The 24,682-nt window shown below is 66.2% G+C and carries 23 protein-coding genes; 5 read left to right on the top strand and 18 right to left on the bottom strand.

Annotated elements, in window-relative coordinates; translation table 11 throughout:
- Nucleotides 1-51 precede the first annotated feature (51 nt).
- Entirely contained in the window at nt 52-693 is a 642-nt protein-coding gene (locus tag ACQ4MJ_RS07555) for a zeta toxin family protein (protein WP_431149355.1), read from the bottom strand.
- 6 nt (nt 694-699) lie between these two features.
- Nucleotides 700-1,041 (bottom strand): TA system antitoxin ParD family protein, encoded by a 342-nt coding sequence (locus ACQ4MJ_RS07560; protein ID WP_142145892.1) that lies wholly within the window; start codon nt 1,039-1,041, stop codon nt 700-702.
- A gap of 149 nt (nt 1,042-1,190) precedes the next feature.
- On the opposite strand from ACQ4MJ_RS07560, the gene ACQ4MJ_RS07565 reads away from it, so the two are divergent.
- Nucleotides 1,191-2,144 (top strand): ketopantoate reductase family protein, encoded by a 954-nt coding sequence (locus ACQ4MJ_RS07565; RefSeq protein ID WP_431149354.1) that lies wholly within the window; start codon nt 1,191-1,193, stop codon nt 2,142-2,144.
- Nucleotides 2,145-2,156: 12 nt separating this feature from the next.
- On the opposite strand, the gene metE is transcribed toward ACQ4MJ_RS07565, so the two are convergent.
- Entirely contained in the window at nt 2,157-4,535 is a 2,379-nt protein-coding gene (gene metE / locus ACQ4MJ_RS07570) for a 5-methyltetrahydropteroyltriglutamate--homocysteine S-methyltransferase (protein ID WP_431149353.1), read from the bottom strand.
- 108 nt (nt 4,536-4,643) lie between these two features.
- On the opposite strand from metE, the gene ACQ4MJ_RS07575 reads away from it, so the two are divergent.
- On the top strand, nt 4,644-5,570 hold the full coding sequence (locus ACQ4MJ_RS07575) for a LysR substrate-binding domain-containing protein (protein WP_431149352.1): 927 nt from the start codon (nt 4,644-4,646) through the stop codon (nt 5,568-5,570).
- On the opposite strand, the gene ACQ4MJ_RS07580 is transcribed toward ACQ4MJ_RS07575, so the two are convergent.
- Nucleotides 5,548-5,976 (bottom strand): nuclear transport factor 2 family protein, encoded by a 429-nt coding sequence (locus ACQ4MJ_RS07580; RefSeq protein ID WP_142145900.1) that lies wholly within the window; start codon nt 5,974-5,976, stop codon nt 5,548-5,550. The two genes, ACQ4MJ_RS07575 and ACQ4MJ_RS07580, sit on opposite strands and share 23 nt — an antisense overlap.
- Before the next feature lie 93 nt (nt 5,977-6,069).
- Here ACQ4MJ_RS07580 and ACQ4MJ_RS07585 point away from each other — a divergent pair, with 93 nt between their 5' ends.
- Nucleotides 6,070-6,936, top strand: a complete 867-nt coding sequence (locus tag ACQ4MJ_RS07585; protein ID WP_431149351.1) for a LysR family transcriptional regulator — start codon at nt 6,070-6,072, stop codon at nt 6,934-6,936.
- Between the two features lie 117 nt (nt 6,937-7,053).
- Here the strand turns inward: ACQ4MJ_RS07585 and ACQ4MJ_RS07590 are convergent, their stop codons facing one another.
- From ACQ4MJ_RS07590 to ACQ4MJ_RS07605, 4 genes are all read right to left on the bottom strand, one after another.
- A complete protein-coding gene (locus ACQ4MJ_RS07590; protein ID WP_431149350.1) occupies nt 7,054-8,022 on the bottom strand; it encodes a 2-hydroxyacid dehydrogenase in 969 nt (322 codons plus the stop codon).
- Nucleotides 8,023-8,093: 71 nt separating this feature from the next.
- Nucleotides 8,094-8,567 carry a nuclear transport factor 2 family protein gene (locus ACQ4MJ_RS07595; protein ID WP_431149349.1) on the bottom strand — a complete coding sequence of 158 codons (474 nt, stop codon included), beginning with the start codon at nt 8,565-8,567 and terminating at the stop codon, nt 8,094-8,096.
- Nucleotides 8,568-8,709: 142 nt separating this feature from the next.
- Nucleotides 8,710-9,621 carry a 5-dehydro-4-deoxyglucarate dehydratase gene (kdgD, locus tag ACQ4MJ_RS07600; RefSeq protein ID WP_431149348.1) on the bottom strand — a complete coding sequence of 304 codons (912 nt, stop codon included), beginning with the start codon at nt 9,619-9,621 and terminating at the stop codon, nt 8,710-8,712.
- A 198-nt stretch (nt 9,622-9,819) separates the two neighbouring features.
- Nucleotides 9,820-10,791: a Bug family tripartite tricarboxylate transporter substrate binding protein gene (locus ACQ4MJ_RS07605; RefSeq protein WP_121420250.1), complete on the bottom strand. Its 972-nt coding sequence runs from the start codon at nt 10,789-10,791 to the stop codon at nt 9,820-9,822.
- A 378-nt stretch (nt 10,792-11,169) separates the two neighbouring features.
- Here ACQ4MJ_RS07605 and ACQ4MJ_RS07610 point away from each other — a divergent pair, with 378 nt between their 5' ends.
- On the top strand, nt 11,170-12,267 hold the full coding sequence (locus ACQ4MJ_RS07610; RefSeq protein ID WP_431149347.1) for a lactonase family protein: 1,098 nt from the start codon (nt 11,170-11,172) through the stop codon (nt 12,265-12,267).
- A 102-nt stretch (nt 12,268-12,369) separates the two neighbouring features.
- Entirely contained in the window at nt 12,370-13,368 is a 999-nt protein-coding gene (locus ACQ4MJ_RS07615) for a Bug family tripartite tricarboxylate transporter substrate binding protein (protein ID WP_431149345.1), read from the top strand.
- An 85-nt stretch (nt 13,369-13,453) separates the two neighbouring features.
- Here the strand turns inward: ACQ4MJ_RS07615 and ACQ4MJ_RS07620 are convergent, their stop codons facing one another.
- From ACQ4MJ_RS07620 to acnD, 10 genes are all read right to left on the bottom strand, one after another.
- Nucleotides 13,454-13,795: a helix-turn-helix domain-containing protein gene (locus tag ACQ4MJ_RS07620; RefSeq protein ID WP_431149344.1), complete on the bottom strand. Its 342-nt coding sequence runs from the start codon at nt 13,793-13,795 to the stop codon at nt 13,454-13,456.
- A gap of 131 nt (nt 13,796-13,926) precedes the next feature.
- The gene (locus tag ACQ4MJ_RS07625; protein ID WP_431149343.1) at nt 13,927-14,259 is read right to left on the bottom strand and encodes an EthD family reductase; all 333 of its coding nucleotides are present in this window, start codon (nt 14,257-14,259) and stop codon (nt 13,927-13,929) included.
- A 114-nt stretch (nt 14,260-14,373) separates the two neighbouring features.
- Entirely contained in the window at nt 14,374-16,218 is a 1,845-nt protein-coding gene (locus ACQ4MJ_RS07630) for an ABC transporter ATP-binding protein (protein WP_431149342.1), read from the bottom strand.
- A gap of 121 nt (nt 16,219-16,339) precedes the next feature.
- Complete coding sequence (locus ACQ4MJ_RS07635) at nt 16,340-17,017, bottom strand: hypothetical protein (protein ID WP_176886055.1); 678 nt, start codon at nt 17,015-17,017, stop codon at nt 16,340-16,342.
- A 58-nt stretch (nt 17,018-17,075) separates the two neighbouring features.
- Nucleotides 17,076-17,543, bottom strand: coding sequence for a CopD family protein (locus ACQ4MJ_RS07640; RefSeq protein WP_055397820.1), 468 nt, complete (start codon nt 17,541-17,543; stop codon nt 17,076-17,078).
- 94 nt (nt 17,544-17,637) lie between these two features.
- Nucleotides 17,638-19,020: a diguanylate cyclase domain-containing protein gene (locus tag ACQ4MJ_RS07645; protein ID WP_431149341.1), complete on the bottom strand. Its 1,383-nt coding sequence runs from the start codon at nt 19,018-19,020 to the stop codon at nt 17,638-17,640.
- 166 nt (nt 19,021-19,186) lie between these two features.
- Entirely contained in the window at nt 19,187-20,047 is an 861-nt protein-coding gene (locus ACQ4MJ_RS07650; protein WP_431149340.1) for an isocitrate lyase/PEP mutase family protein, read from the bottom strand.
- Between the two features lie 77 nt (nt 20,048-20,124).
- The gene (locus ACQ4MJ_RS07655) at nt 20,125-21,399 is read right to left on the bottom strand and encodes a PrpF domain-containing protein (RefSeq protein ID WP_431149339.1); all 1,275 of its coding nucleotides are present in this window, start codon (nt 21,397-21,399) and stop codon (nt 20,125-20,127) included.
- Nucleotides 21,396-21,779 carry an endonuclease domain-containing protein gene (locus ACQ4MJ_RS07660; protein ID WP_431149337.1) on the bottom strand — a complete coding sequence of 128 codons (384 nt, stop codon included), beginning with the start codon at nt 21,777-21,779 and terminating at the stop codon, nt 21,396-21,398. Before ACQ4MJ_RS07660 ends, ACQ4MJ_RS07655 begins: the two co-directional genes overlap by 4 nt.
- Nucleotides 21,780-21,849: 70 nt before the next feature.
- On the bottom strand, nt 21,850-24,516 hold the full coding sequence (acnD, locus tag ACQ4MJ_RS07665) for a Fe/S-dependent 2-methylisocitrate dehydratase AcnD (RefSeq protein WP_431153100.1): 2,667 nt from the start codon (nt 24,514-24,516) through the stop codon (nt 21,850-21,852).
- Nucleotides 24,517-24,682 lie beyond the last annotated feature (166 nt).

The raw sequence follows: 24,682 nt of genomic DNA on the forward strand, positions 1-24,682 counted from the left end.
AGATGAGAGTGGGCCGCCCGCGCAGGCCCGTGCAGCGCGTGGACGTATCGGCTATTGACCGGTCAGGCGCTGCGCCCAGGCGGGCAGCGGCTGGGCCAAGGGGGTGACTTGGGCGGGAGAGCACACGGCCACCAGCTGCGGCCCGGTGCCGGTGGCCTCGGCAGCGTCATACAGATAGGACACATCCGCCTGCCGCACGGCCTGGGCCAGGTTCTCCATGGTGCGGGGGTAGCGGGCCAGGATGCGTTCGGGCGGCACCGGGTGCCCACCTTCGCGCACGCGCTTCGCCACGCGGGCCAGCAGCCGGGCCGGGTCGTCCAGCGCCACGATGTACAGGGCCACGGTGTAGCCGCAGCGCTGGGCTTCTTCGATGAGTTCCAGTTTGGAAGGGTGCGAAAACACGGTTTCGCTGGCGAAGTCGGCGCTTTCACGCAGCAAGGTGGCGCGGCGGTCATCGGCCCATTGGCGGGCGACTTCGGACCGGGCTTCGGGGTCAGCAATGTGCTGCAGGTGCGCCTGTTCATACAGGTCGGCGTTCACAAACTCCAGCGGCGGACCCAGGATGCCTTCGCGCACCAGGGCGCGGTACAGCGTGGATTTGCCCGCCCCGTTCGGGCCTGCCAGCAGGTGGAACCAGCGGGGTGGCGTATTGTGGCGGGACGGCGGGGAGGGCTGCCGGGCGGGGGCCACCATGCAAGGTCAGGCAATAGGGGTGGCTGCCTTGGCCTGGTTCTCCAGCACCACTTCACGCACCCGCTGCGCGAGCGTGCCGCGCGTTTGGGCTGCCAGCAGGCGGGCGGTAAGGGCGTCCACCGACGTGGGGGCCGCCAGGGCGGCGGTGCGGGCCGCTGCGGCTTCGTACTGCTCGATGGCGCTGCGGGCTTCCTGCACGCTCAGGCCCGTGTGTTCCACGATCTGGCCCAGCGTGGCCCAGTATTCGATCTGGCTGGCCACCGAGCGGCGCATGGGCTGCGCGGCCTGGCGGGCCTGCTCCACCAGGTGGGCGGGGAGCTTGACGGAAGAAAAGGCAGTGGCGGACATGGCGATCTCCTGATTGGCGCATTTTGCGCCAATCGGGGCCTGAAAGCAAAGTGCTCTGCCGGCCTCACTCTCTCCGTGTAAGGGTATAGGGCGATACCATGCGCGCTCAAACCTTCATTCACCCGCTGATTCAGCCTGCAGACTGCCCTATGACCGAATCTCCCTTGCTCGCATCCGCCCCTTCCGCCATCCCACCGCTGCGTTTTGCTGTGATGGGCGCGGGCGCCGTAGGCTGCTACTTCGGTGCCTTGCTCGCCCGCGCGGGCCATGCCGTCACGCTTATCGGGCGGCCCGCCCATGTGCTGGCCGTGCGTGATCACGGGCTGCGGCTGCAGACGGCGGCGATGGATGTGCAGGTGCCTCTGGCGGCCAGCACCGAGGCCAGCGCCGTGCAGGGGGCGGACGTGGTGCTGTTCTGCGTGAAGTCGTCCGACTCGGAAGACGCGGCGCAGCAGATTCGCCCCCACCTGGCCTCCGGCGCGCTGGTGCTGACCTTGCAGAACGGCGTGGACAACGACGAGCGCGTGCGCGCCGTGCTGCACGCCAGCACCCCCGTGGCAGCCGCTGTGGTCTATGTGGCTACTGCCATGGGCGGCCCGGGACATGTGGTGCACCATGGCCGGGGCGAGTTGGTGATCGCACCTTCGCCGCGCAGCGACGAGGTGGCTCGCCAGCTCACGGCGGCGGGCATTCCCACCCAGGTGTCAGACAACGTGCGTGGGGCGCTCTGGGCCAAGCTGGTGCTCAACAGTGCCTACAACGCGCTGTCGGCCCTGTCGCAGCAGCCCTATGGCCCGCTGGTGCAGGTGCCCGGCGTGACGCAGGTGATTGCCGACATCGTGGCCGAGTGCCTGGCGGTGGCGGCTGCTGACGGAGTGACGATTCCGGGCGATGTGCAGGCGGCCGTGCGCGGCATCGCCAGCACCATGCCCGGGCAGTATTCGTCCACCGCGCAGGACCTGGCGCGTGGCAAACCCACCGAGATCGACCACCTGAATGGCTACGTGGTGAAGCGCGGCGCCGCTTTGGGCGTGCCGACGCCGCTGAACCACGCGCTGCAGGTGCTGGTGAAGCTGGCCGAGATGAAGCGCGCTGCTGGCTGAACCGGGGGGCCGTCAGGCCAGGGCCGCCTCTTCCAGCAGCCGCTCGCGCACTTCCTGAGCGGCCTGCACCATGTGGCGCAGGGCGGCTTCGGTCTCGGGCCAGCCCCGGGTCTTGAGGCCGCAGTCGGGGTTCACCCACAGGTGCTCCACGGGCACGACCTCGGCGGCTTTCTCTAGCAGCGCGGCCATTTCCTGCACGCCGGGCACGCGGGGCGAGTGGATGTCGTACACGCCGGGGCCGATCTCGTTCGGGTACTTGAAGTCGCCAAAGCCCTGCAGCAGCTCCATGTCCGACCGGCTCGTCTCAATCGTGATCACATCCGCGTCCATGGCCGCGATGGCGGGCAGGATGTCGTTGAACTCGCTGTAGCACATGTGCGTGTGGATCTGCGTATCGTTGCGCACGCCGCTGGCGCTGATGCGGAAGGCGCGCGTGGCGCGCTCCAGGTAGCTCTTCCACCCCGCGCGGCGCAGCGGCAGCCCTTCACGGATGGCGGGCTCGTCGATCTGGATGATGGCGATGCCGGCGGCTTCCAGGTCGCACACCTCGTCGCGGATCGCCCAGGCGATCTGGTCGGCCGTGGTGGCGCGGGGCTGGTCGTCGCGCACAAAGCTCCATTGCAGGATGGTGATGGGGCCGGTGAGCATGCCTTTCATGGGCTTGGCGGTGAGACTCTGCGCGTACTGGGTCCAGGCCACCGTCATGGGCGTGGGGCGGGCCACATCGCCGTAGATGATGGGCGGCTTCACGCAGCGCGAGCCATAGCTCTGCACCCAGCCGTTGGCGGTGAAGGCAAAGCCGTCGAGCTGCTCGCCAAAGTATTCGACCATGTCGTTGCGCTCGGCCTCGCCGTGCACCAGCACGTCAATGCCCAGCGCTTCCTGCTTGCGCACGGCCAGGGCAATTTCGGCTTCCATCTTCTGTTGGTAGTGGGCCGCATCCAGTGTCCCGCGCTTGAAGGCGGCGCGTGCGGCGCGGATCTCGGCCGTCTGCGGGAATGAGCCAATCGTGGTGGTGGGCAGCAGCGGCAGCTTGAGCCGTGCGCGCTGGGCCTTTTGCCGGGCAGGGAAGGCGCTGGCGCGCTGATCGGCCCCTGGCGCGGCCGCGGCAATGCGGGCCGCCACGGTGGCGCGGTGCACGCGTGGGCTGGCGCGGCGGGCGGCCAGGGCGGTGCGGGCGGCGTGCAGTTCGTCGTCTACCGCCGCTTCGCCTTGCGACAAGGCGGTGGCAAGCACGCGCAGCTCATCGAGTTTTTCCACCGCAAACGCCAGCCAGGATTTCACTTCGGCATCCAGCTGCGTTTCGGCCTCTAAGCTGAACGGCACATGCAGCAGAGAGCACGACGGTGCCAGCCACAACTCGCCCTGGTGCTTGTCGGCCACGGGCAGCAGCTTTTGCAGCGCCGCATCCAGGTCGGTGCGCCAGATGTTGCGGCCATCCACGATGCCCACCGACAGCACCTTGTGCGAAGGCAACCAATCGGCCACGCCCACCAGCTCGTCGGGGGCGCGCACGGCGTCCACATGCAGGCCGGCCACGGGCAGCTGGCAGGCCAGGCGCAGGTTCTCGGCCAGGGGCGAGAAGTAGGTGGCCAGCAGCAGTTTGGGCGCGCTGCGGGCGAGTTGCCAGTAGCTGGGCTCAAAGGCATGGCGCCAGGCATCGGGCAGGTCCAGGCCCAGGATGGGCTCGTCGATCTGCACCCATTCCACGCCTTGGGCCTTCAGGCGCGCCAGCACGGCTTCGTACACGGGCAGCAGTTGCTCCAGCAGGCTGAATCGGTCAAAGCCCGCCGTTTTGGATTTGCCCAGCCACAAGAAGCTCAGTGGCCCCAGCAGCACGGCCTTGACGCGGTGGCCCAGCGCCTGGGCCTCGGCCACCTCGGCAAACAGGCGCTCGCTGGCCAGGTGGAACTGGGTGTGGGCGCTGAACTCGGGCACGAGGTAGTGGTAGTTGGTGTCAAACCACTTGGTCATTTCCAGTGCGGGCTGGCCTGCAGTGGGGTGCTTTGCCTGGCAACCGGCGCTGCAGCCTTGGTGGTTTTCAGCTTGGGCCGACACGCCCCGGGCCATAGCAAAGTAGCGCGCCAGTTCGGGCGTGTGGGCGTCAAAGCCAAAACGCGCAGGCTCGCAGCCCAGCAACTGGATGTGGTTGGCCACATGGTCGTACAGCGCAAAGTCGCCCACGGTCACACAACCCAGGCCCGCATCGGCCTGCGCCTGCCAGTGTTGCTGGCGCAGCTGGGCAGCGGTGGCCTGCAGCTCGGCCTCGGTGCTGTCACCGCGCCAGAAGGATTCGAGCGCGCATTTCAGCGCGCGCTGCGCCCCCATGCGCGGAAAGCCCAGGGTGTGCGTGAGCACGGGGCGGCGGGTGGTTGGAGCGGCGAGCGACATGGTGATTTCCTTCTTCTGAATGGAGCAATGCAATGAAGGCACCGATGGTCGCGCGGGCTCGTTTATTATTCAAACGAAAGTTTTAGTCGATCAACTTGAAAATTAATAATGAACCAGTCGATTCTGGAAGTGCGCCACCTGCGCACGCTGGTGGCCTTGCGTGACAGCGGCAGCCTGGTGCGGGCCGCGCAGCTGCTCAACCTCACGCAGTCGGCGCTGTCGCACCAGATCAAGCTGCTGGAAGACCGCTACGGCCAGCCGCTGTTTGAGCGCAAATCGGTGCCGCCGCAGTTCACCGCCGTGGGCGAACGCCTGCTGGCGCTGGCCGATGCGATGCTGCCGCAGGTGGAAGGGGCCGAGCGCGACATTGCCCGCCTGGTGCTGGGGCAGGGCGGACAGATGCGCATTGCGGTGGAATGCCACACCTGTTTTGACTGGCTGATGCCCGCCATGGATGCGTTTCGCACCCGCTGGCCTGAGGTGGAGCTGGACATCGTGAGCGGCTTTCATGCCGACCCCGTGGGCCTGCTGCACCAGGGCCGGGCCGATGTGGCCATCGTGTCGGAGGTCGATACCGACGAGGCGGGCGTGGACTACCACGCGCTGTTTGGCTTCGAAATCCGCGCGCTGCTGGCCAACACGCACCCGCTGGTGGCCAAGCCGCACCTGGTGGCGCAGGACTTTGCCGACCAGACCATCATCACGTACCCCGTGCCCGACGAAATGCTGGACCTGATCCGCCAGGTGCTGGAGCCCGCCGGCGTGCGCCCCCCGCGCCGCACCACCGAGCTGACGGTAGCCATGCTGCAGCTGGTGGCCAGCGGGCGGGGCGTGGCGGCGCTGCCGCTGTGGGCGGTGCAGAGCTATCTGGACCGGGGATACGTGACTGCCAGACCGATTGGCGACAAAGGCCTGCGCGGCGAGCTGCACGCCGCCTGCCTGCCCAGCCTGTCGGCCAAGCCGTATCTGCAGGACTTTGTGCAGGTGACGCGCGAGACCAGTTTTGTCACGCTCAAGGGCGTGGAGTTGTTGTGACCGGATCAGGCGCGTACTTGTCGCCTACTTCCTCGCGCAGTGGGTGGGTGTCGTAGACGATGTTCATGTCGCGGATCCGCGTGCTGCCCGCGTCGAACGTGAACACATCCACGCAGGTGAACGTCACTTCGCGCCCATCGTTCAAGGTCCAGTCGTAGCGGAAGTAGGCGGCGACCCGCACGGCGCCGCCGTTGTCTGGCTGGGCGGACACGAACAGATCCAGCACGGTGATCACGCTGCCGCTGGAAGCCTGGGCCAGCTTCTTGAAAAAGTCGCTCGCGCGCATGGTGCCCAGAAACGGCGAGTGCACCACGCCATCGTCTTCAAAGCAGCCGATCAGCCCGTCGGTGTGGCTGGCGTGCAGGTGGGCGAGGTAGGTGCGGACGGTGTCGAGTGGCGTGGTCATGGGCAGGAGCGTGGTGAAGAAAGAAGCCCAGAGCTTCGCCCCGCCCGGCGGCTGCGACAAGAGACAATGGCGCCTCATACATAAAAGCTGCTTATGTATCCGCGCTACTTGCACTACCTCCAAGCTGTCATCGACCAAGGCTCGTTTGCGCGCGCGGCGCAGGCCTGTGGGGTGTCGCAGCCCGCCATCAGCCAGGGCATGAAGGCGCTGCAGGCGCAGTTCGACACGCCCCTGCTGGTGCGGGATGGGCGCCGTTATGTGCCGACCGACCTGGCCCGGCGAGTGGTGGCCGAAGGCGCGCCGCTGGCCCAGCGCATCGACGCCTTGCCGCAGGCCCGCCGGGCCGCTGTGGACCGCAATCGGTTGCGCGTGGGGCTCACGGCGTCCGCCGCGCTGGTCTGTGGGCCGCTGCTGTATGAGGCATGGTGCCTGCCGCAGCCCCAGCGTTCACTGGAGATGACCACCACCGACGAGGGGAGCCTGCTGACGGGCCTGCTGCATGGCAGCTTCGACGCCGTGATTGCGCCCCGGCCGCGCCAGTTTGCCCACCCGGATGTGGTGCAGTGGCGCTTGTACGAGCTGCAGCCGCAAATTTATGCACGGCGGCGCCACCCGCTGGCGCAGGCCCGGTCGCTGGCCGATTTGCAAGGCGCCGCCTGGGGCTGTGTGGGCCCGAGCGTGAGCGGCCCGGTGGACGTGCTGACCGAGGCGCACCGCGTGCGGCGCATGCCCGCGCCGCGCATGGCCGTGCGCTGCCCGGACTTTGCCAGCCTGCTGAATCTGGTGGTGGGCTCTGACCTGCTGGCTGTGCTGCCACACCCCGCGCTGCTGGGGGCTGCGGCAGAGCACGTGGTGCCGCTGCAACTGGCCGAGGCACTGCCGCTGTATGGCATGTGGCTGTTCGAGCGCAAGGCGCGCAAGCCCCGCCTGGGGCCGGAGGTGTTTGCGGGGCGGGTGTGAGGCTCTGGAGAAGGGGGGCTGGGGCGCCTGGGTAATGAGTAATTTGCTATAGATTAAATAGCTAATAGGGCAAGGTGGGCGCGCGCAGAGGGCCAAAAAAGCTCCAAAAAACAAAGATCAGCCGACCTCCGTGCCTGGCACGGGCACACGCACCGCCCCGGTGGCGTAGAACGACTGCAGGTTCTCCAGCACCAGGTCCGCCATCGCACGGCGGGTTTCGTGCGTGGCACTGGCGGTGTGGGGGGTGAGCACCACGTTGTCCAGCGCCATCAGGGCGGCGGGCACATGGGGTTCGTTGTCGAACACGTCCAGGCCCGCACCGGCGATGCGGCGCTCGGCCAGGGCGTCGATGAGCGCCGCCTCATCCACCACGCTGCCACGCGCCACGTTGATGAGGTAGCCCTGCGGGCCCAGGGCGTCGAGCACATCGCGGTTGACCAGGTGGCGCGTGCCCGCGCCGCCCGCCACCGTCAGCACCAGGTAGTCGGCCCATTGCGCGAGGGTGGTCAGCGACTCGAAGTAGTGTTGCGCGCAGCCCTCGGCCGGGCGGCGATTGTGGTAGCCCACCTCCATGCGGAAGCCCGCCGCGCGCTCGGCCACGGCTTGGCCGATGCGGCCCATGCCCACAATGCCCAGGCGTTTGCCCGACACCCGCGTGCCCAGCGCAAACCGAGCCTTGGGCCATTGGCCCTGGCGCACAAACCGGTCGCTTGCGGCAGTGCCGCGCGACACGTCCAGCATCAGCGCAAACGCCATGTCGGCCACACAGTCGTTGAGCACGCCGGGCGTGTAGCCCACCTGCACACCCCGGGCAGTGGCGGCGCCGATGTCGAGCGCGTCAAAGCCCACGCCAAAGCTGCTGATGACCTGCAGATGGGGCAGTGCTGCGATCACCTCGCCCTGGAGCCCGATGGACGCAGTGGTGACCACGCCCGAAAACTCCGCGCCGTGCGCCGCCAGAAAGCCCTGCGGGTCGGCCTGGTCGGCTAGGCAGGCCACGCTGTAGCGCGTGGCCAGTTCGGTTTCGAGGGCGGGCAAGGGCAGGCGGCCGATTTGCAGGATGCGGGGCTGGGAGGTAGCTGTCATGGGGCTGTGAAGGGTTTCGGGGGGCGCCGGAATAAAAACAAGGGCCGCGCGTGGCGGCCCTGCGGGCTACATCATGCCGCTACACGCACGGCCTGGCGGGCCAGCAGCTTCCACTGGCCGCCTTGCTGTTGCCACACGCCCAGGATCTTGATCTGCACCTTGCCGGGCTTGCCCGAGTCGTTGGTGTCGGCCGTGAGGGTGTGGCGCACGATGGCAGAGTTGCCCACCACCTTGATGGTCTGGTCGGTGATGGTGATGGTCACGAAGTCAGACTTGCCCGCCACCAGATCGCCAATGAAGCTGTCCTTGGTGTCCACGCGGCCGCCCGAGTGGCCATAGCTCAGGTCGTCGGCCACGAGGGCAGTCAGCGCAGCGGGCGTGGGATCGATCATGGCCAAGCGCAGGCGTTCGGCAGCGGCGGCCACAGCCTGCTCGGAAGCGGCCGGTGCAGGGGGCGCCGCGGCGGTGGTCGCGTGGCTGGCGCAGCCGCTCAGTGTGACAAGGGCCAGGGCGCTGGCTGCGGCGAGGATGAGGGTCTTGAGCATGTTGTCTGTCTCCTGATGGTGTTGTGTGTTGGCGTGCCGCGTTGGCACCACACGCCCGTGCACGGCCAGGCGCGTGGTGTGTGGAATCGCTGAAAAAAGGGCCTGGAGAACCAGGCCCTTGGAGGCATCCGTCAGGCCACACTTACTGCGGGCCGAGCCTGTCGATCAGCGCCTTGAGCTCTTCCATCTCGCTGGGCTTCAAGTCTGTCAGCGGCGCGCGCACCGGCCCGCCGTCGTGGCCCACGATGCGGGCACCCGCCTTGATGATGGAGACGCCATAGCCTTCCACGCGGTTGCGGATGGCCAGGTAGGGCATGAAGAAGGACTTGAGCAGGCGGTGCTGGGTGGCCGTGTCGTCGCTGGCCACGGCCTTGTAGAACTCCATCGCCGTCCTGGGGATGAAGTTGAACACCGCCGACGAATACACCGGTGTGCCCAGCGCCTTGTAGGCCGCCGCATACACCTCGGCCGTGGGCAGACCGCCCAGGTACGAAAAGCGATCGCCCATCTTCATGTAGATGGAGGACATCACCTCGATGTTGCCCACGCCGTCCTTGAAGCCCACCAGGTTCGGGCAGCGGTCGGCCAGGATGGCCAGGGACTCGGCCGTGAGTTTGGTGCGGTCGCGGTTGTAGACGATCACGCCGAACTTCACGCTCTTGCAGACCTGCTCCACATGGGCGATCAAGCCTTCCTGTCCCGCTTCGGTCAGGTAGTGCGGCAAGAGCAGGATGCCGTGGGCGCCCAGGCGCTCGGCCTCTTGCGCATGGGCAATCGCCGTGCGGGTGGGGCCACCGGCACCGGCAATGATGGGCACCTTGCCACGGCAGGTATCCACTGCGGTCTTGATGACCTGGCCGTACTCGGGGCCCGACAGCGAGAAATACTCGCCCGTGCCACCGGCGGCAAACAGCGCGCTGGCGCCGTAGGGGGCCAGCCATTCCAGGCGCTCGATATAGGTCTTGGGGCGGAATTCGCCCTGCTCGTCAAAGTCCGTGATCGGGAACGACAGCAGGCCGGAGCCCATGATGGTTTTGAGTTCTTGGGGAGTCATGTCAGTGCTGGGCGGTAGTTGGAAATGGGAAGGCGAGGGAGAAGGTGTGAGTGAATACTGCATGTCCGAGCAGGCTGCCAAAACGCGGCCGGTCTAGGCGCAAAGCGCAGCTATACGCGGGCTATGGCGAGCATTTGCAACGACGAGTGGGCGTGTTTTGGCGGGATGAGCGGGCATGAGGGGTTCGCTGACACCTTCTTAGTCGAGCTTGATGTTGGCGGCCTTCACCACAGTGGCCCAGCGGGCGCGCTCCTTGGCGAAGAACTGGTCTTGTTCGGCAGGGGTCATGGTGACCACCTCGGCGCCCTGGCCGGCCAGGCGCGAACGGATCTCGGGCGCACGAATGGCGGTGATCAGCGCCTTGTTGAGCTTCTGCACGACGGCTTCCGGCGTGCCACGCGGGACCAGAATGCCTTGCCAGGTGCCGGATTCGAAACCGGGCACGCCCTGCTCGGCAATGGTGGGCACGTCGCCGATCAGCGGCATGCGCGTGGCCTTGGAGACGCCCAGCACCTTGAGCTTGCCGTTTTGCACGTGGGGCAGGGTGGCGAGCATGCCGTTCATCAGGATCTGCGTCTGCCCGGCCACGGTGTCCTGGATGGCAGTGACGCCGCCCTTGTAGGGGATGTATTGCCAGCGCGCACCGGCGGCGCGTTCCAGCGCCACGCCAGCGACGTGGGGGGCGCTGCCGGTAGCGGTGACGGCGAAGTTCAGGTCGTTCTTCTTCGAGTACGCCACCAGTTCCTTGAGGTTGCTGACCGGTACCGAGGGGTGCACCACCAGCAGGTGGGGCGAGTAGGCCAGCATGGTCACGCCACGCAGGTCTTTGGAGGGGTCAAACGACAGCTTGGTATAGACCGAAGGGCTGATGGCCAGCGCGCCCACGTCGCACAGCAGCATGGTGTAGCCATCGGGCTCGGCCTTGGCCACAAAGTCGGCGCCCAGGTTGCCGTTGGCGCCGGGTTTGTTCTCCACGATGACGGACTGCTTGAGCGCCTCGGACATCGCCTGGCTGATGGAGCGGGCAATGATGTCCGAGCTGCCGCCGGGCGGGTAGGGCACCACGATGCGCAGGGTTTTTGCAGGCCAGTCTGCGCTTTGTGCGGTGGCGGAGGCCGCTGCCAGGGTGGCGATGCAGGCGAAAAGGGCGGCTCTACGGCGCAGGGTCATGGAATGTCTCCTGAGTGATGTTGTTAGTCATCGTACAACCAAGATTGCAAAATGGCAATACATGCCGTGAGAATTTTGGGTGGCCTTAGGGCGGATTGAGGGTTTTCACTAGCTCTTTCCTGACCGCATTCCTCCTCTGCCAGGCAGGTGGGGAATCCTTGCAGATTGTTCGTCGAAATTCGGGTAATCCCTGCGTGTGTAAGACAGGCTTGTGGTGACAATGCTGATATTGTTGTACGACAACATATAACGTATGACAAAACCCAACCGCTCCGCCAACAGCTGGGTGCCTCAGCACACAGCCCGGCAGATGACCATCCACCCACACAACCCGCGGTCCAGGCCCTGCTACCGCGCAGACCCCTTCGGGAGACGGCAATGACCTCTACACCACGCACACGCACCCGGGTGGCACAACTGGCACTGGCAGCCGTTGCCACGCTGTCCACCCCCGGCGCCTGGGCGGCAACCTGGGTGTATGTCGCCAACGCGGACAGCCAGGATGTCTCGGTGCTGGAACTGGACCGCAACACTGCCACGCTCAAGCCGGTAGACACCGTGCCGCTGGGCGGCACCGCCATGCCGATGGCCGTGAGCCCGGACAAGAAGGTGCTGTATGTGGCCCTGCGCTCGCAGCCGTTCCGGGTGGTGAGCCTGGCCATCGACCCGGCCAGCGGCAAGCTGCGCAAGCTGGGCGAGGCCCCGCTGGCCGACAGCATGGCCAACATCGCCACCGATGCCACGGGCCGCTGGCTGTTTGCGGCCTCGTACCCCGGCCACAAGATCACGGTCAACAGCATTGGCAAGGATGGGGCGGTGGGCGCGGTGCAGCAGCTCATCCCCACGGCGCCCCAGGCGCACGCCATCCACGCCGATGCGGCCAACCGCCATGTGTTTGCCACCAGCCTGGGGGGCGACAACCTTTCGGCCTGGCGTTTTGATGCCGAGAGCGGCCGGCTCACCGCCCATGAACCCGCGCTCACGCAGGTTGCTCCCGAAAAATCCGGCCCGCGCCACTTTGTGTGGGATACCGCCCAGCGCACCATGTATGTGCTGAACGAGCTGGATGCCGCCGTGCATGTGATGGCCTACGACAAGGAGCGCGGCACGCTGCGCCCGGTGCAGCGCACCACGGCACTGCCCGCAGGTTTTAAAGGCAAGCCCTGGGCCGCCGACATTCACCTGTCGCCCGACGGCCGCACGCTGTATGCGTCCGAGCGCACCTCCAGCACGCTCAGCAGCTTCCGCGTGGATGCCGCCACCGGCCAGCTCCAGCCGCTGGGCCAGGTGCCCACCGAGAAATCACCGCGCGGTTTTGCGGTGGATTCTTCAGGCCGCTTTCTGATCGCGGCAGGGCAGGAGTCGCACCACCTGGCGCTACACCCCATCGACCCCGCCACCGGCATCCCCGGCACGCCCACGCGGGTGCCGGTGGGCAAGAACCCCAATTGGGTCGAGATCGTCGATCTGCCCTGAGCGTCCATTGCATTGCACGCGCCAGCCGCACCGGCTTTTTTGCGCTCCGTTTTTCTATCGCCGTTCCGTTCACCATCCACAAAACACCCAGGAGACATCACCATGCAACGCAGAACCCTCATCCACACCGCCGCCCTGGCGGCCGCAGCCTTCAGCACCCTTGTCAGTCTGCCCGCCACAGCCCAGGGCACCTGGCCCACCGGCAAGCCCATCACCTACATGGTGCCGTTTGCTGCAGGTGGCACCACCGACACGCTGGCGCGGCTGATTGGCCAGCAACTGGGTACTGCCCTTGGCACCACGGTGGTGGTGGAGAACAAGGGCGGCGCGGCGGGCAGCATCGGCTCTGAAGCTGCTGCGCGCTCTGCGCCCGATGGCTACACCCTGCTGGGCGGCACCGTCAGCTCGCACGCCATCAACGTGAGCCTCTACCCCAAGCTGGGCTACGACCCCATCAAGTCCTTCAGCCCCGTCACGCTGATCGGCACCAACCCGGTCGTGCTGGTGGTGGCGGCCAACAGCCCTTACAAAACCCTCAAGGACGTGCTGGCGGGGGCGAAGGGCAAGCAAGGCGGCCTGTCGTCGGCCTCGGCCGGCACAGGCAGCTCGCAGCATTTGGCCGTGGAGTTGCTGGCGTACAAGTCGGGCGTGAAGTTCACCCACATCCCCTACAAAGGCAGCGGCCCGGCCATCCAGGATGTGATCAGCGGCCAGGTGGACATGATGTTTGACACCACGGTGGTGGCCGCGCCGCACATCCAGAGCGGCAAGCTGCGCGCCATTGCCGTCACCTCACCCCAGCGCCTGGCCTCCATGCCCGACGTGCCCACCGTGGCCGAGTCCGGCGTGGCAGAACTCAAGGACTTCCAGGTGCAGTCCTGGCAGGCCATCTTTGTGCCGGCTGGCACGCCCACGCCCGTGGTTACGCGCCTGCATGACGAGATCCGCAAGATCCTGGCCCAGCCCGACATGCAGACCCGCCTGAAGGGCTTTGGCATGGAGCCCGCCGACCTCAACACCACGCAGATCGCCGCTTTCCAGAAGGCCGAGGTGGAGAAGTGGGCCCAGGTGATCAAGGCGGCAAACATCAAGGTAGATTGAAGAAGGGGGGCGCCCCCTGAGTCGCTTCGCGCCTTCCCCCTCTCTCGCTGCGCGGGAGGGGGACGCCCCCTGCGCGGCGGGGCGACTATTTGGAGGAGGCAGTTTCCTTGCCGTCCGCCGCTTCTGGGCCGTGCGCGCTGTCTGGTCGCTTGTTGCGTTCCAAGTGGAAATCGGGGTGCTGCCCCGTCAGCAGCAGAAACATCGCAAACACCGGCCCCTGCATGTTGCGCTCGTCGCTCATGCTCTCCAGCGCCTGCCAGGTGCGCGACTGCACGCCGCCCCGGCTGCCGGTCTGCAGCGGGTAGCCCATGAGTTCGGCCGCCTGGGCCTGGCTCAGCCCGGAGGCAGTGCGGGCGGCCTTGAGCTGATCGCCGGTGGGCACAGGCATGTGCAGCGGGGTGGGTGGCAAAGGCGTTTCGGGGATCATGGCGGACGGGCTGGATGGGCTGCGGATTTGTAGATTGCTATTATTTATATAGCTAATGGCGCTTTATGAATGAGCGCTAGAGGCCAATTTGATTGAAATTCTACAGCCCGCAGCACGCTGCGGGAGGGGCGCTACTCCGCCGTGGTCAAGCTGTGTTCGTTCAGTTGCGCCAAGTACGACTCGGGCTCGATGTTGGTGTAGTTGGGCACATCGGCCATCAGCGCCGCTGCCGTCTGCTTGGCAGCCGTCTGCGCCTGCTTCAGGTCGCTGAAGAACGCGTTGGTTAGCGCCACCGCCTGGCCCGGGCGAGGATCGCCAGGGTAGAGCACGCGGTCGCTCTCCAGCCGCAGCAGGCCCAGTGGCTGCAGTGCCGCGCGGGCAATTCGCATGTGTTCACCGTGGTAGTAGTCGTGATTGAAGGTGGCGCCTTCGCGCCAGCGGTACAGGGCGGTGACTTTGATCATTGGTGCGATTCCATCCAGTGGTTGAAACCCGCCACCGTAGGGACAACACACCCGCCGCACAGCCGCGTGCGCGACAGCGTGTCGCCCATGTGGCTCGTAACCTTGCTCGCCGACTCAGTCTTCTTCCGATTCGCCCAGGAACCCGCCGCTCTGGTGCCCCCACAGCCGCGCATACACGCCGCCCTGGCCCAGCAGCTGCGCGTGGGTGCCTTCTTCGACGATGCGGCCTGCGTCCATCACGATGAGGCGGTCCATGGCGGCAATGGTGGACAGGCGGTGCGCAATGGCAATCACCGTCTTGCCCTGCATCAGGCCGTCCAGGCTTTGCTGGATGGCGGCTTCCACCTCGGAGTCGAGCGCGCTGGTGGCTTCGTCCAGCAGCAGGATGGGCGCGTCCTTGAGCATCACGCGTGCAATGGCCACGCGCTGGCGCTGGCCGCCCGAGAGCTTGACGCCGCGCTCGCCCACATGTGCCTCGTAGCCTGTGCGCCCCTGCAGGTCGGTGAGCGTGGCGATGAAATCCGCCGCCTCGGCGCGCTCGGCCGCCTGGTGCAGGTCGGCCTCGCTGGCGTCGGGGCGGCCATACAGGATGTTGTCGCGCATGGAGCGGTGCAGCAGCGAGGTGTCTTGCGTGACCATGCCGATGTTGCGGCGCAGGCTGTCCTGCGTGACATGGGCGATGTCCTGCCCGTCGATCAGGATGCGGCCCGACTGCACGTCATGAAAGCGCAGCAGCAGGTTGACCAGCGTGGACTTGCCCGCGCCCGAGCGGCCAATCAGGCCGATTTTCTCCCCGGGGCGGATGGTCAGGTTGAGCCGGTCGATGACCGGGCGGGCCCCGGGGCCGCTACCGTAGGCAAAGGTCATGTCCTCAAAATGCACTTCGCCCTGCGTCACAACGAGTGGTTTAGCGTCGGGCGCGTCCACCACGGTGCGGGGTTTGGTCAGCGTGTTGATGCCATCCTGGATGGTGCCCACGCTCTCGAACAGGGTGGTCATCTCCCACATCACCCAGTGGGCGTGGCCCGACACGCGCAGGGTCATGGCGGTGACGGCGGCCACGGCACCGGCACCGACTTCGCCCGCCGACCACAGCCACAGCGCGGTGCCGCAGGCGCTGAGGATCATGGCCACCACCAGGATGTGGTTCACGATCTCGAACCGGCTCACCAGGCGCATCTGGGCATAGCCCGTGAGCTTGAACGCGTCCATGGCGGCACGCGCAAATTCAGACTCGCGCCGCGTGTGCGAGAACAGCTTGACGGTGGCGATGTTGGTGTACGCGTCGGTAATGCGCCCGGTCATCACCGAGCGCGCATCAGCCTGCGCCTTGCCCACCTTGCCCAGGCGCGGCACAAAGTACCAGCAGGCCAGGCCATAGGCCACCATCCACGCGGCAAAAGGCGCCAGCAGCCGCGCGTCGAACCCGGCCAGCAACACGAGGATGGTGACAAGGTAGATGCCCATGCCGATCACCACGTCGGTGGTCGTGAAGATCATGTCGCGCACGGCAAGGGCCGTCTGCATGATCTTGGTGGTGATGCGGCCCGCAAACTCGTCCGCGTAGAACGCCATGCTCTGGCCCAGCATCAGGCGGTGAAAGTTCCAGCGCAAGCGCAGTGGGAAGTTGATGGCCAGCACCTGGTGCTTGATGCTGGTCTGCACGGCCACCAGCAGCACCGAGGCCAGGAGCAGGGCGGTGATGCCCATCAACTCTCCTTTGCGCTCGGCCCAGAGCGCACCCGGGGCCGTGATGGAGATCCAGTCCACCACATGGCCGAGCACCGCAAACAACAGCGCTTCATAGATGGCGATGGCCGCAGACAGGCCTGCCATGGCTGCTACATAGCCACGCAGGCCACGGGTGCCATCCCACACAAAGGCCATGAAGTCTTTGGGGGGCAGGTGAGGTTCGGCGGGGGGATAGGGGGGAAGGCGGCTTTCGAAAAAACGGAACAAAGTCAGAACTCCTTGTCCACCATGGTACGTGCGGTGGTACGCTCTGTGGCGCCCGGCCGCAATGCACTCAGGACCATGAGGGTCAGCCCCATGGGTGGGGAATTGGGGTAGGAGCAGGCCCCTACGCCGACGGTTTGTAGACCACGCGGATGCGCGGCACCTGCTTCACGCCGGGCTGTTTGGTCAGAAAACCGTACAGAAACTCGGTCAGGCTTTTTTCGCACAGCGCCAGCACGGCCGGATCGGACGCCATGGCCTCGCCCTGCTGGCGAGCGCGTTTGGCGGCCTCCTGGCTCAGCTTGATGACAGCGCCCTTGTTGTCGGTCAGCAGCCCGCCCGAGAGGATGCGGTGCTGCAGGTTGGTAACGGCTGGTGCGGCCACCAGCGCGGGGCGGTGGATGTGCACCTCGATGCCGCCGTTGGTGGCGTGCAGCTCGTAGCTTTCGGGGCGCAGGTCAAAGCCGAAGGCGTATTCGGCGGTGTAGGTGATGGCTACTACACCGGTGGATGCGATGCCCAGCACCGATTTTTCGATGATCTGCGTGGCTCCTTCTTCGCGGACCACGGTGGCGGCGAGCAGCTTCATCTGCTCGGCCAGCGTCTGTTTGCCTGCGGTGAGGTAGCTGGTGTAGCGGGTATAGCCCAGCAGCGCATTGTTGAGTTCGGTCACTTGGCGCTGCAGTTGTGCCGTCTGTGCCAGGGCACTGTCAACGCGGTGCTGCGCCCACCAGCTGGCCGCGCCTGCGGTGAGCAGGCACACGGCCAGGGCCGCACAAGAGATCCAGGCAATGCGTTTCATCAATGGGGTACAGCGCAGGGCGTGTGGTGGCCAACAGGTCGCTGGTGGGCGCCCACCGTTAGACGAGCAGCGTGACCACCACGATCACCACGCCCAGGGCCAGATTCACGCCCACCCAGCTGCGGATGCTGCCCAGGGCCTTGCCGCCGGCGGGCCAGTCCGATGCAGCCACCGCCCGCTGCAGGCGTCGGAACAGCGCAAACCGGATGTGCCCGAAGATGACCATCATCGCCAGGCCCAGCGTGGCCATGATGGTCCAGTCCAGTGGCATGGCAAAGCTGCCACCGGCCTGCACCGTTTGTTTCGCCACGCGGCCGATCATCCACAGCCCGCTGCCCAGCACCACCAGCACGGCCACCCCCACGGCGGCGAAAAAGCGCTGCAGCACATCGTGCATGAGCCGCACACGCTGCGGAGGCTCCAGCGACTGCGCTGCGGGGCGCAAAAAGAAATGGGCAAACACCATGCCACCGATCCACACGATGATGGACAGGACATGGGCGAGCTGGAGCGCGTTGTAGAGCATGGCGTGGAACGTTTGGAATAAAGGGTTTGGGTGGAAGTAAAAGAGAGAGGGCGCGGCGGGTCTGCTCAGCAGGCTGGCGGTGCGGCAACCAGCGTCAAGGCACCAGCCCATCCCGGGGTGAAGCCACCCGCACCTGGTTGCCGCCGCTTTTCTTGGACAGGTACATCGCCTCGTCGGCATGGCCCAGCAACCGGTGCTCTTCGCCCCCGTGCTCGGGGTAGATGGCCACGCCGATGCTCGGCTGGATGCTCAGGCGGATACCTTCCAGGTCAAACGGCTGGCCGAAGGCTGCCAGGATCTTGTCGGCCGCTGCGGCGGCGTGTTCGCGGGCATGGCCGCCTTCCAGCAGCACCACAAATTCGTCGCCCCCCAGGCGCGCGACGGTGTCCGAGCCGCGCACGCACTCCAGCAGCCGCTGGGCCACCCGCTGCAGCAGCAGGTCGCCCATGGCATGGCCCAGGCTGTCGTTGACCTGCTTGAAGTCGTCCAGGTCGAGGAACAGCAGCGACAGCAGGCTTTGGTCGCGCCGCGCGCGGGCCAGTGCGGTCTTGAGTCGGTCCAGAAACAGCTGGCGGTTGGGCAGGTGCGTGAGCTGGTCGTACTGCGCCATGTGCTCCAGGCGTTCGTGCATCTGCTTGCGCTCGATGGCGGCTGCGACCTGGGTGGAGACAAACTGCAGCAGCTCCTTGTCTTTTTCGGTGTAGCGGGCCTGCTCGGTGTAGCTTTGCAGCACCAGCGCACCGATGGCGCCTTTCTGGGTTTGTAGCGGCACGCCCAGCCAGTAGAGCGGTGCGTGTTCCTGGGGTAGCTGCCGGCGCAGTTGCGCGGCGCGGGGGTCGGCGTTGTCGGGGGTATCGGGCGTCAACAGAAGGGTGCTGCCGCTGTGGATCACCTCGGCACACAGCGCATCCTGCACTGGCGCCGGGGGCGTGGGGGCGGCGCCCGGTTCGTTGACGTGGTACGGAAAACTCAATGAATCACTGCAGGCGTCGTAGAGCGCGACCGCGAAGTTGGTCGCAGGCAGCAGGCGCCCGATGATCTGGTGAATGTGCTGGAACAGCGCCTGCAGGTTGTGTGTGGTGTGAGCGGCTTCGGAGATGGCATAGATCACCGCCTGCATGGACTCGGTGAACTTGCGCTCGGTGATGTCGTGCGCCACCGCCAGTCGCCGCTGCTTGTCAGGCAACCAGCGCGCAGTCCAGCGGACGTGCGCGATGGAGCCATCCTTGCGCACATAACGGTTTTCAAACTGCAACTGCAGATGGCCGTCCATCACACGCCGCGCCTGGCTTTGGGTGACGGCCAGGTCTTCGGGGTGCACCAGGTCGAACATGCGCTTGCCAATGACTTCCTCGGGGGCGTAGCCAAAGATGCGCTCGAACGCCGGGCTTACAAACTCAATGGTGCTGTCCACATGGACGACGCAGACCGCGTCGAGCAGCAGGTCCACCACGTTCTCAGAAGGGATGCTTTGCATGAAGGGTAGCGCGCACAAGGTGCCAAGAAGACCCATTGTGCCGTGCGCCCCCTTGTTGTGCGGCATGGATGCAGCCCGCAACCCAAGGGATATCCATTAAACGAGTGCCGAATGCTATCAAATTAATAGCTTTTGACGCTTGTGGTTAAAGCGCTGTATGCATTTTTTATGTGTATTTTTCTTCCAGAGCATCCCAGGTCATTTTTTGCACCAGCCGCTGGCGCTCGGCAAACGGCGCCACCAGGGAGGGGTCTTCATCAATGCGCTGGGTGTCGCGCAGCACGGTCAGCGCCTTCTGCATGCCCGCCACCGCGCCCTGCAGCGCGGCGTTGGCGTACAGCACCAGACCGTAGCCCAGGGCGGCCAGTTCTTCGGCGCTGGTGATGGGCGTCTTGCCGCCGATCACCATGTTCATGAGCTGCGGCGCTGCCAGCCGCTGGGGCAGGGCGCGGATCTCGTCCAGCGTGGTGACGGCTTCGACAAACAGGATGTCGGCACCGGCCTCCTCAAACCGCTGGGCGCGCTCCACGGCGGCCTCGAAGCCCTGGGTGGCGCAGGCATCGGTGCGCGCCAGGATGAGTGTGCCTGCGTCGCGGCGCGCGTCCACGGCGGCCTTGATCTTGCCCAGCATCTCGTCGGTGCCGATCACCTCCTTGCCGCTGAAATGCCCGCAGCGCTTGGGGCTGACCTGGTCTTCGAGCTGGATGCAGTCGGCCCCGGCGCGCTCCAGCGTGCGCACCGCGTGGTAGGTGTTGAGGGCGTTGCCAAAGCCCGTGTCAGCATCCACGATGAGCGGCAGCTCCACCGCGTCGCGTATGCGGGCCGTGTGGTCGGCAATGTCGGTCAGCCCCATGAAGGCCTGATCCGGAAGGCCGAACCACATGTTGGTGACGCCTGCGCCGGTGATGTAAATGGCTTCAAACCCCAGGTCGGCCACCACGCGGGCGGAGAGGGCGTTGAAGGCGCCAGGCACGATGACGCCACGGCGGGCGTGGGCCAGGGCCTTGAGTTGTTGTTTGGTGTTCATGAATTGCAAGGGATTTGATTTGCTATTGTTTTTGTAGCTATAAAGGCTTGACGGACGGGCGGAAGAGGCCAAAAAACTCAAAAAATACCGCCAGGCACACGCACCCAGCCTTCCATCAGGATGCGGGCGCTGCGGCTCATCAGGGCCTTGGTCACCTTCCACTGGCCGTTGACCTGCGCTGCATCGGCCCCCACACGCAGGGTGCCTGAGGGGTGGCCAAACCGCACGCTGCTGCGCACGCCCCCGCCCGCTGCCAGGTTGACCAGCGTGCCGGGGATGGCTGCGGCCGTGCCAATGGCCACGGCCGCCGTGCCCATCATGGCGTGGTGCAGCTGGCCCATGGAGAGCGCGCGCACCAGCAGGTCGATGTCCTTGGCGTCAATGGCTTTTCCGCTGGAGGCCGTGTAGCTGGCAGGCGGCGCGACGAAGGCGATCTTGGGGGTGTGCTGGCGGGTGGCGGCCTCGCTCAGCTGCTGGATCAAGCCCATGCGCAGGGCGCCGTATGCACGGATCGTCTCGAAGCGCGCCAGTGCCGCCGCATCGCCGTTGATGGCCTGCTGCAACTCGGTGCCGGTGTAACCCAGCTCTTGCGCGTTGAGAAAAATGGTGGGGATGCCCGCGTTGATCAGCGTGGCGGCGAAGCTGCCGACCCCGGGCACCTCCAAGGTGTCCACCACGTTGCCCGTCGGGAATAACGCCCCCACGCTCCCCACTGCGTGTGGTTCGCTGCCCCCCGAGGGGGCCCTCGCCAGCTTGGGGCGGCCCGGCGCTGTCGAGATGGCTCCCCCGTCATCGCCATCCTCCGCCGGGTCCATGAACTCCAGCGCCACCTCGGCGGCTGCAAAGGTCACGCCGTCCAGCTCGAAGTCACCCGTCTCCTGCACCTGCCCATGGGCAATTGGCACATGCGCCACGATGGTCTTGCCGATGTTGGCCTGCCAGATGCGGATGGGGATGGTGCCGTCCTGCGGAATCCGCGCCGCATCGATCAGCCCCATGTGGATGGCGCAAGGCCCCACCGCGGCCGAGAGGTTGCCGCAGTTGCCGCTCCAGTCCACGAAGGGCTGGTCGATGGATACCTGGCCAAACAGGTAGTCCACGTCGTGGCCCGGCCGCGTGCTGCGCGACAGGATCACGGCCTTGCTGGTGCTCGACGACGCATTGCCCATGCCGTCGATCTGCTTGCCGTACGGGTCAGGGCTGCCCAGCACGCGCAGCAGCAGGGCGTCGCGGGCGGGGCCCGGTTGTTGCGCGGGGGCGGGCAGGTCTTCCAACTTGAAGAAGACACCTTTGCTAGTGCCGCCACGCATGTAAGTGGCAGGGGTTTTGATTTGAGAAGGATGGTTGTTCATGGTGTTCCTCCCCTCGCCCCTTGTGGGAGAGGGGCCGGGGGAGAGGGGGTGCCCGCACGCACAGCATTCCAGATGCTTTCCAGCACCGCATCCGTGTTGTGCAGGATGTCGTTGTTCCAAAACCGCAGCAGGGTGAAGCCCTGGCTGTGCAGCCAGGCGTCGCGGGCAGCGTCGTGCTCCGAATCCACATGCTGCCCGCCATCGGCTTCCACGATCAGCCGCAGACCGAAATGCACAAAGTCCACGATATAGGGGCCGATGGGTTGTTGGCGGCGGAACTTCTGGCCGTCCATGCGGTGGGCGCGCAGGTGCCTCCAGAGCAGCTGTTCGGCGTCGGACATGTTCTGGCGCAGGGTTTTGGTGAATTGGCGTTGGTCCATGGGTAGGCCCCCTCTCCCCCGGCCCCTCTCCCACAAGGGGCGAGGGGAGCAAGATAAATAGCAGCGATTGTCATCTTGCGCGAGCCCCTCTCCCCTCGCGGGAGAGGGGTTGGGGAGAGGGGGCGACCCCAGCCCGCGCCGCCAAAAAATCCTGCGCAAAACGCTGCAGCACACCACCCGCCGCGTACACCGAAACCTCCTCTGCAGTGTCTAGCCGACAGCGCATGGGCACTCTCACCACCTCACCCAGCTTGTGTTGAACAACAAGCATCACCGTCGCACCGGGCATCAGATCACCCTCCACGTCATACACCTCCCTCCCATCCAGCCCCAGCGTGATGCGATTGACCCCCACCTCAAACTCCAGCGGCAACACCCCCATCCCGATCAGGTTGGTGCGGTGAATACGCTCAAACCCCTCGGCCACCACCACCTCCACGCCCGCCAGGCGCACGCCCTTGGCGGCCCAGTCGCGGCTGGAGCCCTGGCCGTAGTCGGCGCCCGCAATGATGATGAGCGGCTGGCGGCGGTGCAGATAGGTTTCAATCGCCTCCCACATGCGCATCACCTGGCCTTCGGGCTCCACGCGGGCCAGCGATCCTTTTTGGACCTTGCCATCGACCACGGCCATCTCGTTGAACAGTTGCGGGTTGGCAAACGTGGCGCGCATGGCGGTGAGGTGGTCACCCCGGTGCGTGGCGTAGGAGTTGAAGTCCTCCTCGGGCACGCCCATGTGGGCCAGGTATTCGCCCGCTGCGCTGTCCGGCAGGATGGCGTTCGATGGCGACAGGTGGTCGGTGGTGATGTTGTCGGGCAGGATGGCCAGCGGACGCATGCCCGTCAAAGTCCGCGGGTGGGCGGCCAGCGCGCCGATGCCCTCGGTGTCCCAGTAGGGCGGGCGGCGGATGTAGGTGGACTGCGTTCGCCAGCCGTACTGCGGCGAGACGCGCTCGCCATCGCCCGGTCGGATGGCGAACATGGGTTCGTACACGGCGCGGTACTGCGCGGGCTTCACGGCAGTTTTCACCACGGCGTCGATTTCTTCATCGCTGGGCCACAGGTCTTTGAGGCGAACTTCCCTCCCGTGCACCACCGCCAGCACGTCTTTTTCAATGTCAAACCGCACCGTGCCCGCAATCGCATAGGCCACGACCAGCGGTGGCGAGGCCAAGAAGGCCTGCTTGGCATAGGGGTGGATGCGCCCGTCAAAGTTGCGGTTGCCCGAGAGCACCGCCGTCGCGTACAGGTCGCGGTCAATGATCTCCTGCTGGATGGCAGGGGCGAGCGCGCCCGACATGCCGTTGCAGGTGGTGCAGGCAAAGGCCACGATGCCAAAGCCGAGCTTTTCCAGGTCGGCCAGCAAGCCCGCTTCCTTCAGATACAGCTCCACCGCCTTGGAGCCGGGCGCCAGCGAGGTCTTGACCCAGGGCTTGCGCGTGAGACCCAGCCGGTTGGCGTTGCGCGCCAGCAGCGCGGCGGCGATCACGTTGCGCGGGTTGCTGGTGTTGGTGCAGCTGGTGATGGCGGCGATGACCACGGCGCCATCGGGCATCGTGCCGTCCTGCGGTGCGGGCATGGCCCAGGGGCCCGCGATGCCTTGGGCGGCCAAGTCGGACGTGGCAACGCGCGCATGCGGGTTGGAGGGGCCGGCCAGGTTGCGCACCACGCTCGATAGATCGAACACCAGGTTGCGCGCGTACACCGCATCTTTGAGGGTGTCGGACCACAATCCCGCTGCCTTGGCATAGGTCGCGACCAGCTTCACTTGTTCCGCCTCGCGGCCCGTCAGCGTCAGATACTCCAGCGTCTGTTCGTCGATGCTGAACAGGGCCGCCGTGGCGCCGTATTCGGGCGCCATGTTCGAGATGGTGGCGCGGTCGCCAATCGTGAGCTTGGACGCGCCGGTGCCAAAGAATTCCAGGTAGGCGCCCACCACCTTGGCCTTGCGCAAAAACTCGGTGAGCGCCAGCACCACATCGGTGGCGGTGATGCCGTCCTGGCGCTGGCCGGTCAGCTGCACGCCCACGATCTCGGGCAGCCGCATCATCGATGCGCGGCCCAGCATCACACTCTCGGCCTCCAGGCCGCCCACGCCGATGGCGATCACGCCCAGGGCGTCCACATGCGGTGTGTGGCTGTCGGTGCCCACGCAGGTGTCGGGGTATGCCACGCCCCGGTCGGCATGGACCACGGGCGACATTTTTTCCAGATTGATCTGGTGCATGATCCCGTTCCCCGCCGGGATCACATCCACGTTGGCGAAAGCTTTTTTCGTCCACTCGATGAAGTGGAAGCGGTCCTCGTTGCGGCGGTCTTCGATGGCGCGGTTCTTGGCGAAGGCGTCGGGGTCGAACCCGCCACATTCCACGGCCAGCGAGTGGTCCACGATCAGCTGCACTGGCACCACGGGGTTCACCTGGGCCGGGTCGCCGCCCTCCTTGGCAATCGCATCGCGCAGGCCTGCCAGATCCACAAGCGCCGTCTGGCCCAGGATGTCGTGGCACACGACGCGCGCCGGGTACCAGGGGAAGTCGCGGTCGCTGCGGCGCTCGACGAGCTGGCGCAGGCAGTCGTTGACGGTGGCCGGATCGGCGCGGCGCACGATGTTCTCGGCAAACACGCGGGCGGTGTAGGGCAGGGTGGCCCAGGCGGCGGGTTGCAGGGCTTCGACGGCGGCGCGGGCGTCAAAGTAGTCCAGAGCGGTGCCGGGCAAGGGGCGGCGGTATTGAGTGTTCATCATGGGGTGGGCTGGCGGAATATTTTGGCGCCCGGCTCTGCACTTCCCTCTCCCCTCGCGGGAGAGGGGTTGGGGGAGAGGGGGCGCCTGCAAGGGGGCGCAGTGCTTTTTCACCCCCTCTCCCCGGCCCTCTCCCGCGAGGGGAGAGGGAGGAAGAAAGGGGCGG

It is taken from the genome of Acidovorax facilis, from assembly GCF_050626955.1.
GTDB lineage: Bacteria > Pseudomonadota > Gammaproteobacteria > Burkholderiales > Burkholderiaceae_C > Acidovorax > Acidovorax facilis.

Bases quoted from the DNA above. Each gene is read 5' to 3' on its own strand.
- ACQ4MJ_RS07610 (WP_431149347.1), top strand. From the start codon at position 11,170: ATGACCTCTACACCACGCACACGCACCCGGGTGGCACAACTGGCACTG.
- ACQ4MJ_RS07645 (WP_431149341.1), bottom strand. From the start codon at position 19,020: ATGCAAAGCATCCCTTCTGAGAACGTGGTGGACCTGCTGCTCGACGCG.
- ACQ4MJ_RS07605 (WP_121420250.1), bottom strand. From the start codon at position 10,791: ATGACCCTGCGCCGTAGAGCCGCCCTTTTCGCCTGCATCGCCACCCTG.
- kdgD (WP_431149348.1), bottom strand. From the start codon at position 9,621: ATGACTCCCCAAGAACTCAAAACCATCATGGGCTCCGGCCTGCTGTCG.
- ACQ4MJ_RS07660 (WP_431149337.1), bottom strand. From the start codon at position 21,779: ATGGACCAACGCCAATTCACCAAAACCCTGCGCCAGAACATGTCCGAC.
- ACQ4MJ_RS07640 (WP_055397820.1), bottom strand. From the start codon at position 17,543: ATGCTCTACAACGCGCTCCAGCTCGCCCATGTCCTGTCCATCATCGTG.
- ACQ4MJ_RS07625 (WP_431149343.1), bottom strand. From the start codon at position 14,259: ATGATCAAAGTCACCGCCCTGTACCGCTGGCGCGAAGGCGCCACCTTC.
- acnD (WP_431153100.1), bottom strand. From the start codon at position 24,516: ATGAACACTCAATACCGCCGCCCCTTGCCCGGCACCGCTCTGGACTAC.
- ACQ4MJ_RS07615 (WP_431149345.1), top strand. From the start codon at position 12,370: ATGCAACGCAGAACCCTCATCCACACCGCCGCCCTGGCGGCCGCAGCC.
- ACQ4MJ_RS07655 (WP_431149339.1), bottom strand. From the start codon at position 21,399: ATGAACAACCATCCTTCTCAAATCAAAACCCCTGCCACTTACATGCGT.
- ACQ4MJ_RS07555 (WP_431149355.1), bottom strand. From the start codon at position 693: ATGGTGGCCCCCGCCCGGCAGCCCTCCCCGCCGTCCCGCCACAATACG.
- ACQ4MJ_RS07635 (WP_176886055.1), bottom strand. From the start codon at position 17,017: ATGAAACGCATTGCCTGGATCTCTTGTGCGGCCCTGGCCGTGTGCCTG.
- ACQ4MJ_RS07575 (WP_431149352.1), top strand. From the start codon at position 4,644: ATGAACCAGTCGATTCTGGAAGTGCGCCACCTGCGCACGCTGGTGGCC.
- metE (WP_431149353.1), bottom strand. From the start codon at position 4,535: ATGTCGCTCGCCGCTCCAACCACCCGCCGCCCCGTGCTCACGCACACC.
- ACQ4MJ_RS07580 (WP_142145900.1), bottom strand. From the start codon at position 5,976: ATGACCACGCCACTCGACACCGTCCGCACCTACCTCGCCCACCTGCAC.
- ACQ4MJ_RS07590 (WP_431149350.1), bottom strand. From the start codon at position 8,022: ATGACAGCTACCTCCCAGCCCCGCATCCTGCAAATCGGCCGCCTGCCC.
- ACQ4MJ_RS07565 (WP_431149354.1), top strand. From the start codon at position 1,191: ATGACCGAATCTCCCTTGCTCGCATCCGCCCCTTCCGCCATCCCACCG.
- ACQ4MJ_RS07595 (WP_431149349.1), bottom strand. From the start codon at position 8,567: ATGCTCAAGACCCTCATCCTCGCCGCAGCCAGCGCCCTGGCCCTTGTC.
- ACQ4MJ_RS07620 (WP_431149344.1), bottom strand. From the start codon at position 13,795: ATGATCCCCGAAACGCCTTTGCCACCCACCCCGCTGCACATGCCTGTG.
- ACQ4MJ_RS07560 (WP_142145892.1), bottom strand. From the start codon at position 1,041: ATGTCCGCCACTGCCTTTTCTTCCGTCAAGCTCCCCGCCCACCTGGTG.
- ACQ4MJ_RS07585 (WP_431149351.1), top strand. From the start codon at position 6,070: ATGTATCCGCGCTACTTGCACTACCTCCAAGCTGTCATCGACCAAGGC.
- ACQ4MJ_RS07650 (WP_431149340.1), bottom strand. From the start codon at position 20,047: ATGAACACCAAACAACAACTCAAGGCCCTGGCCCACGCCCGCCGTGGC.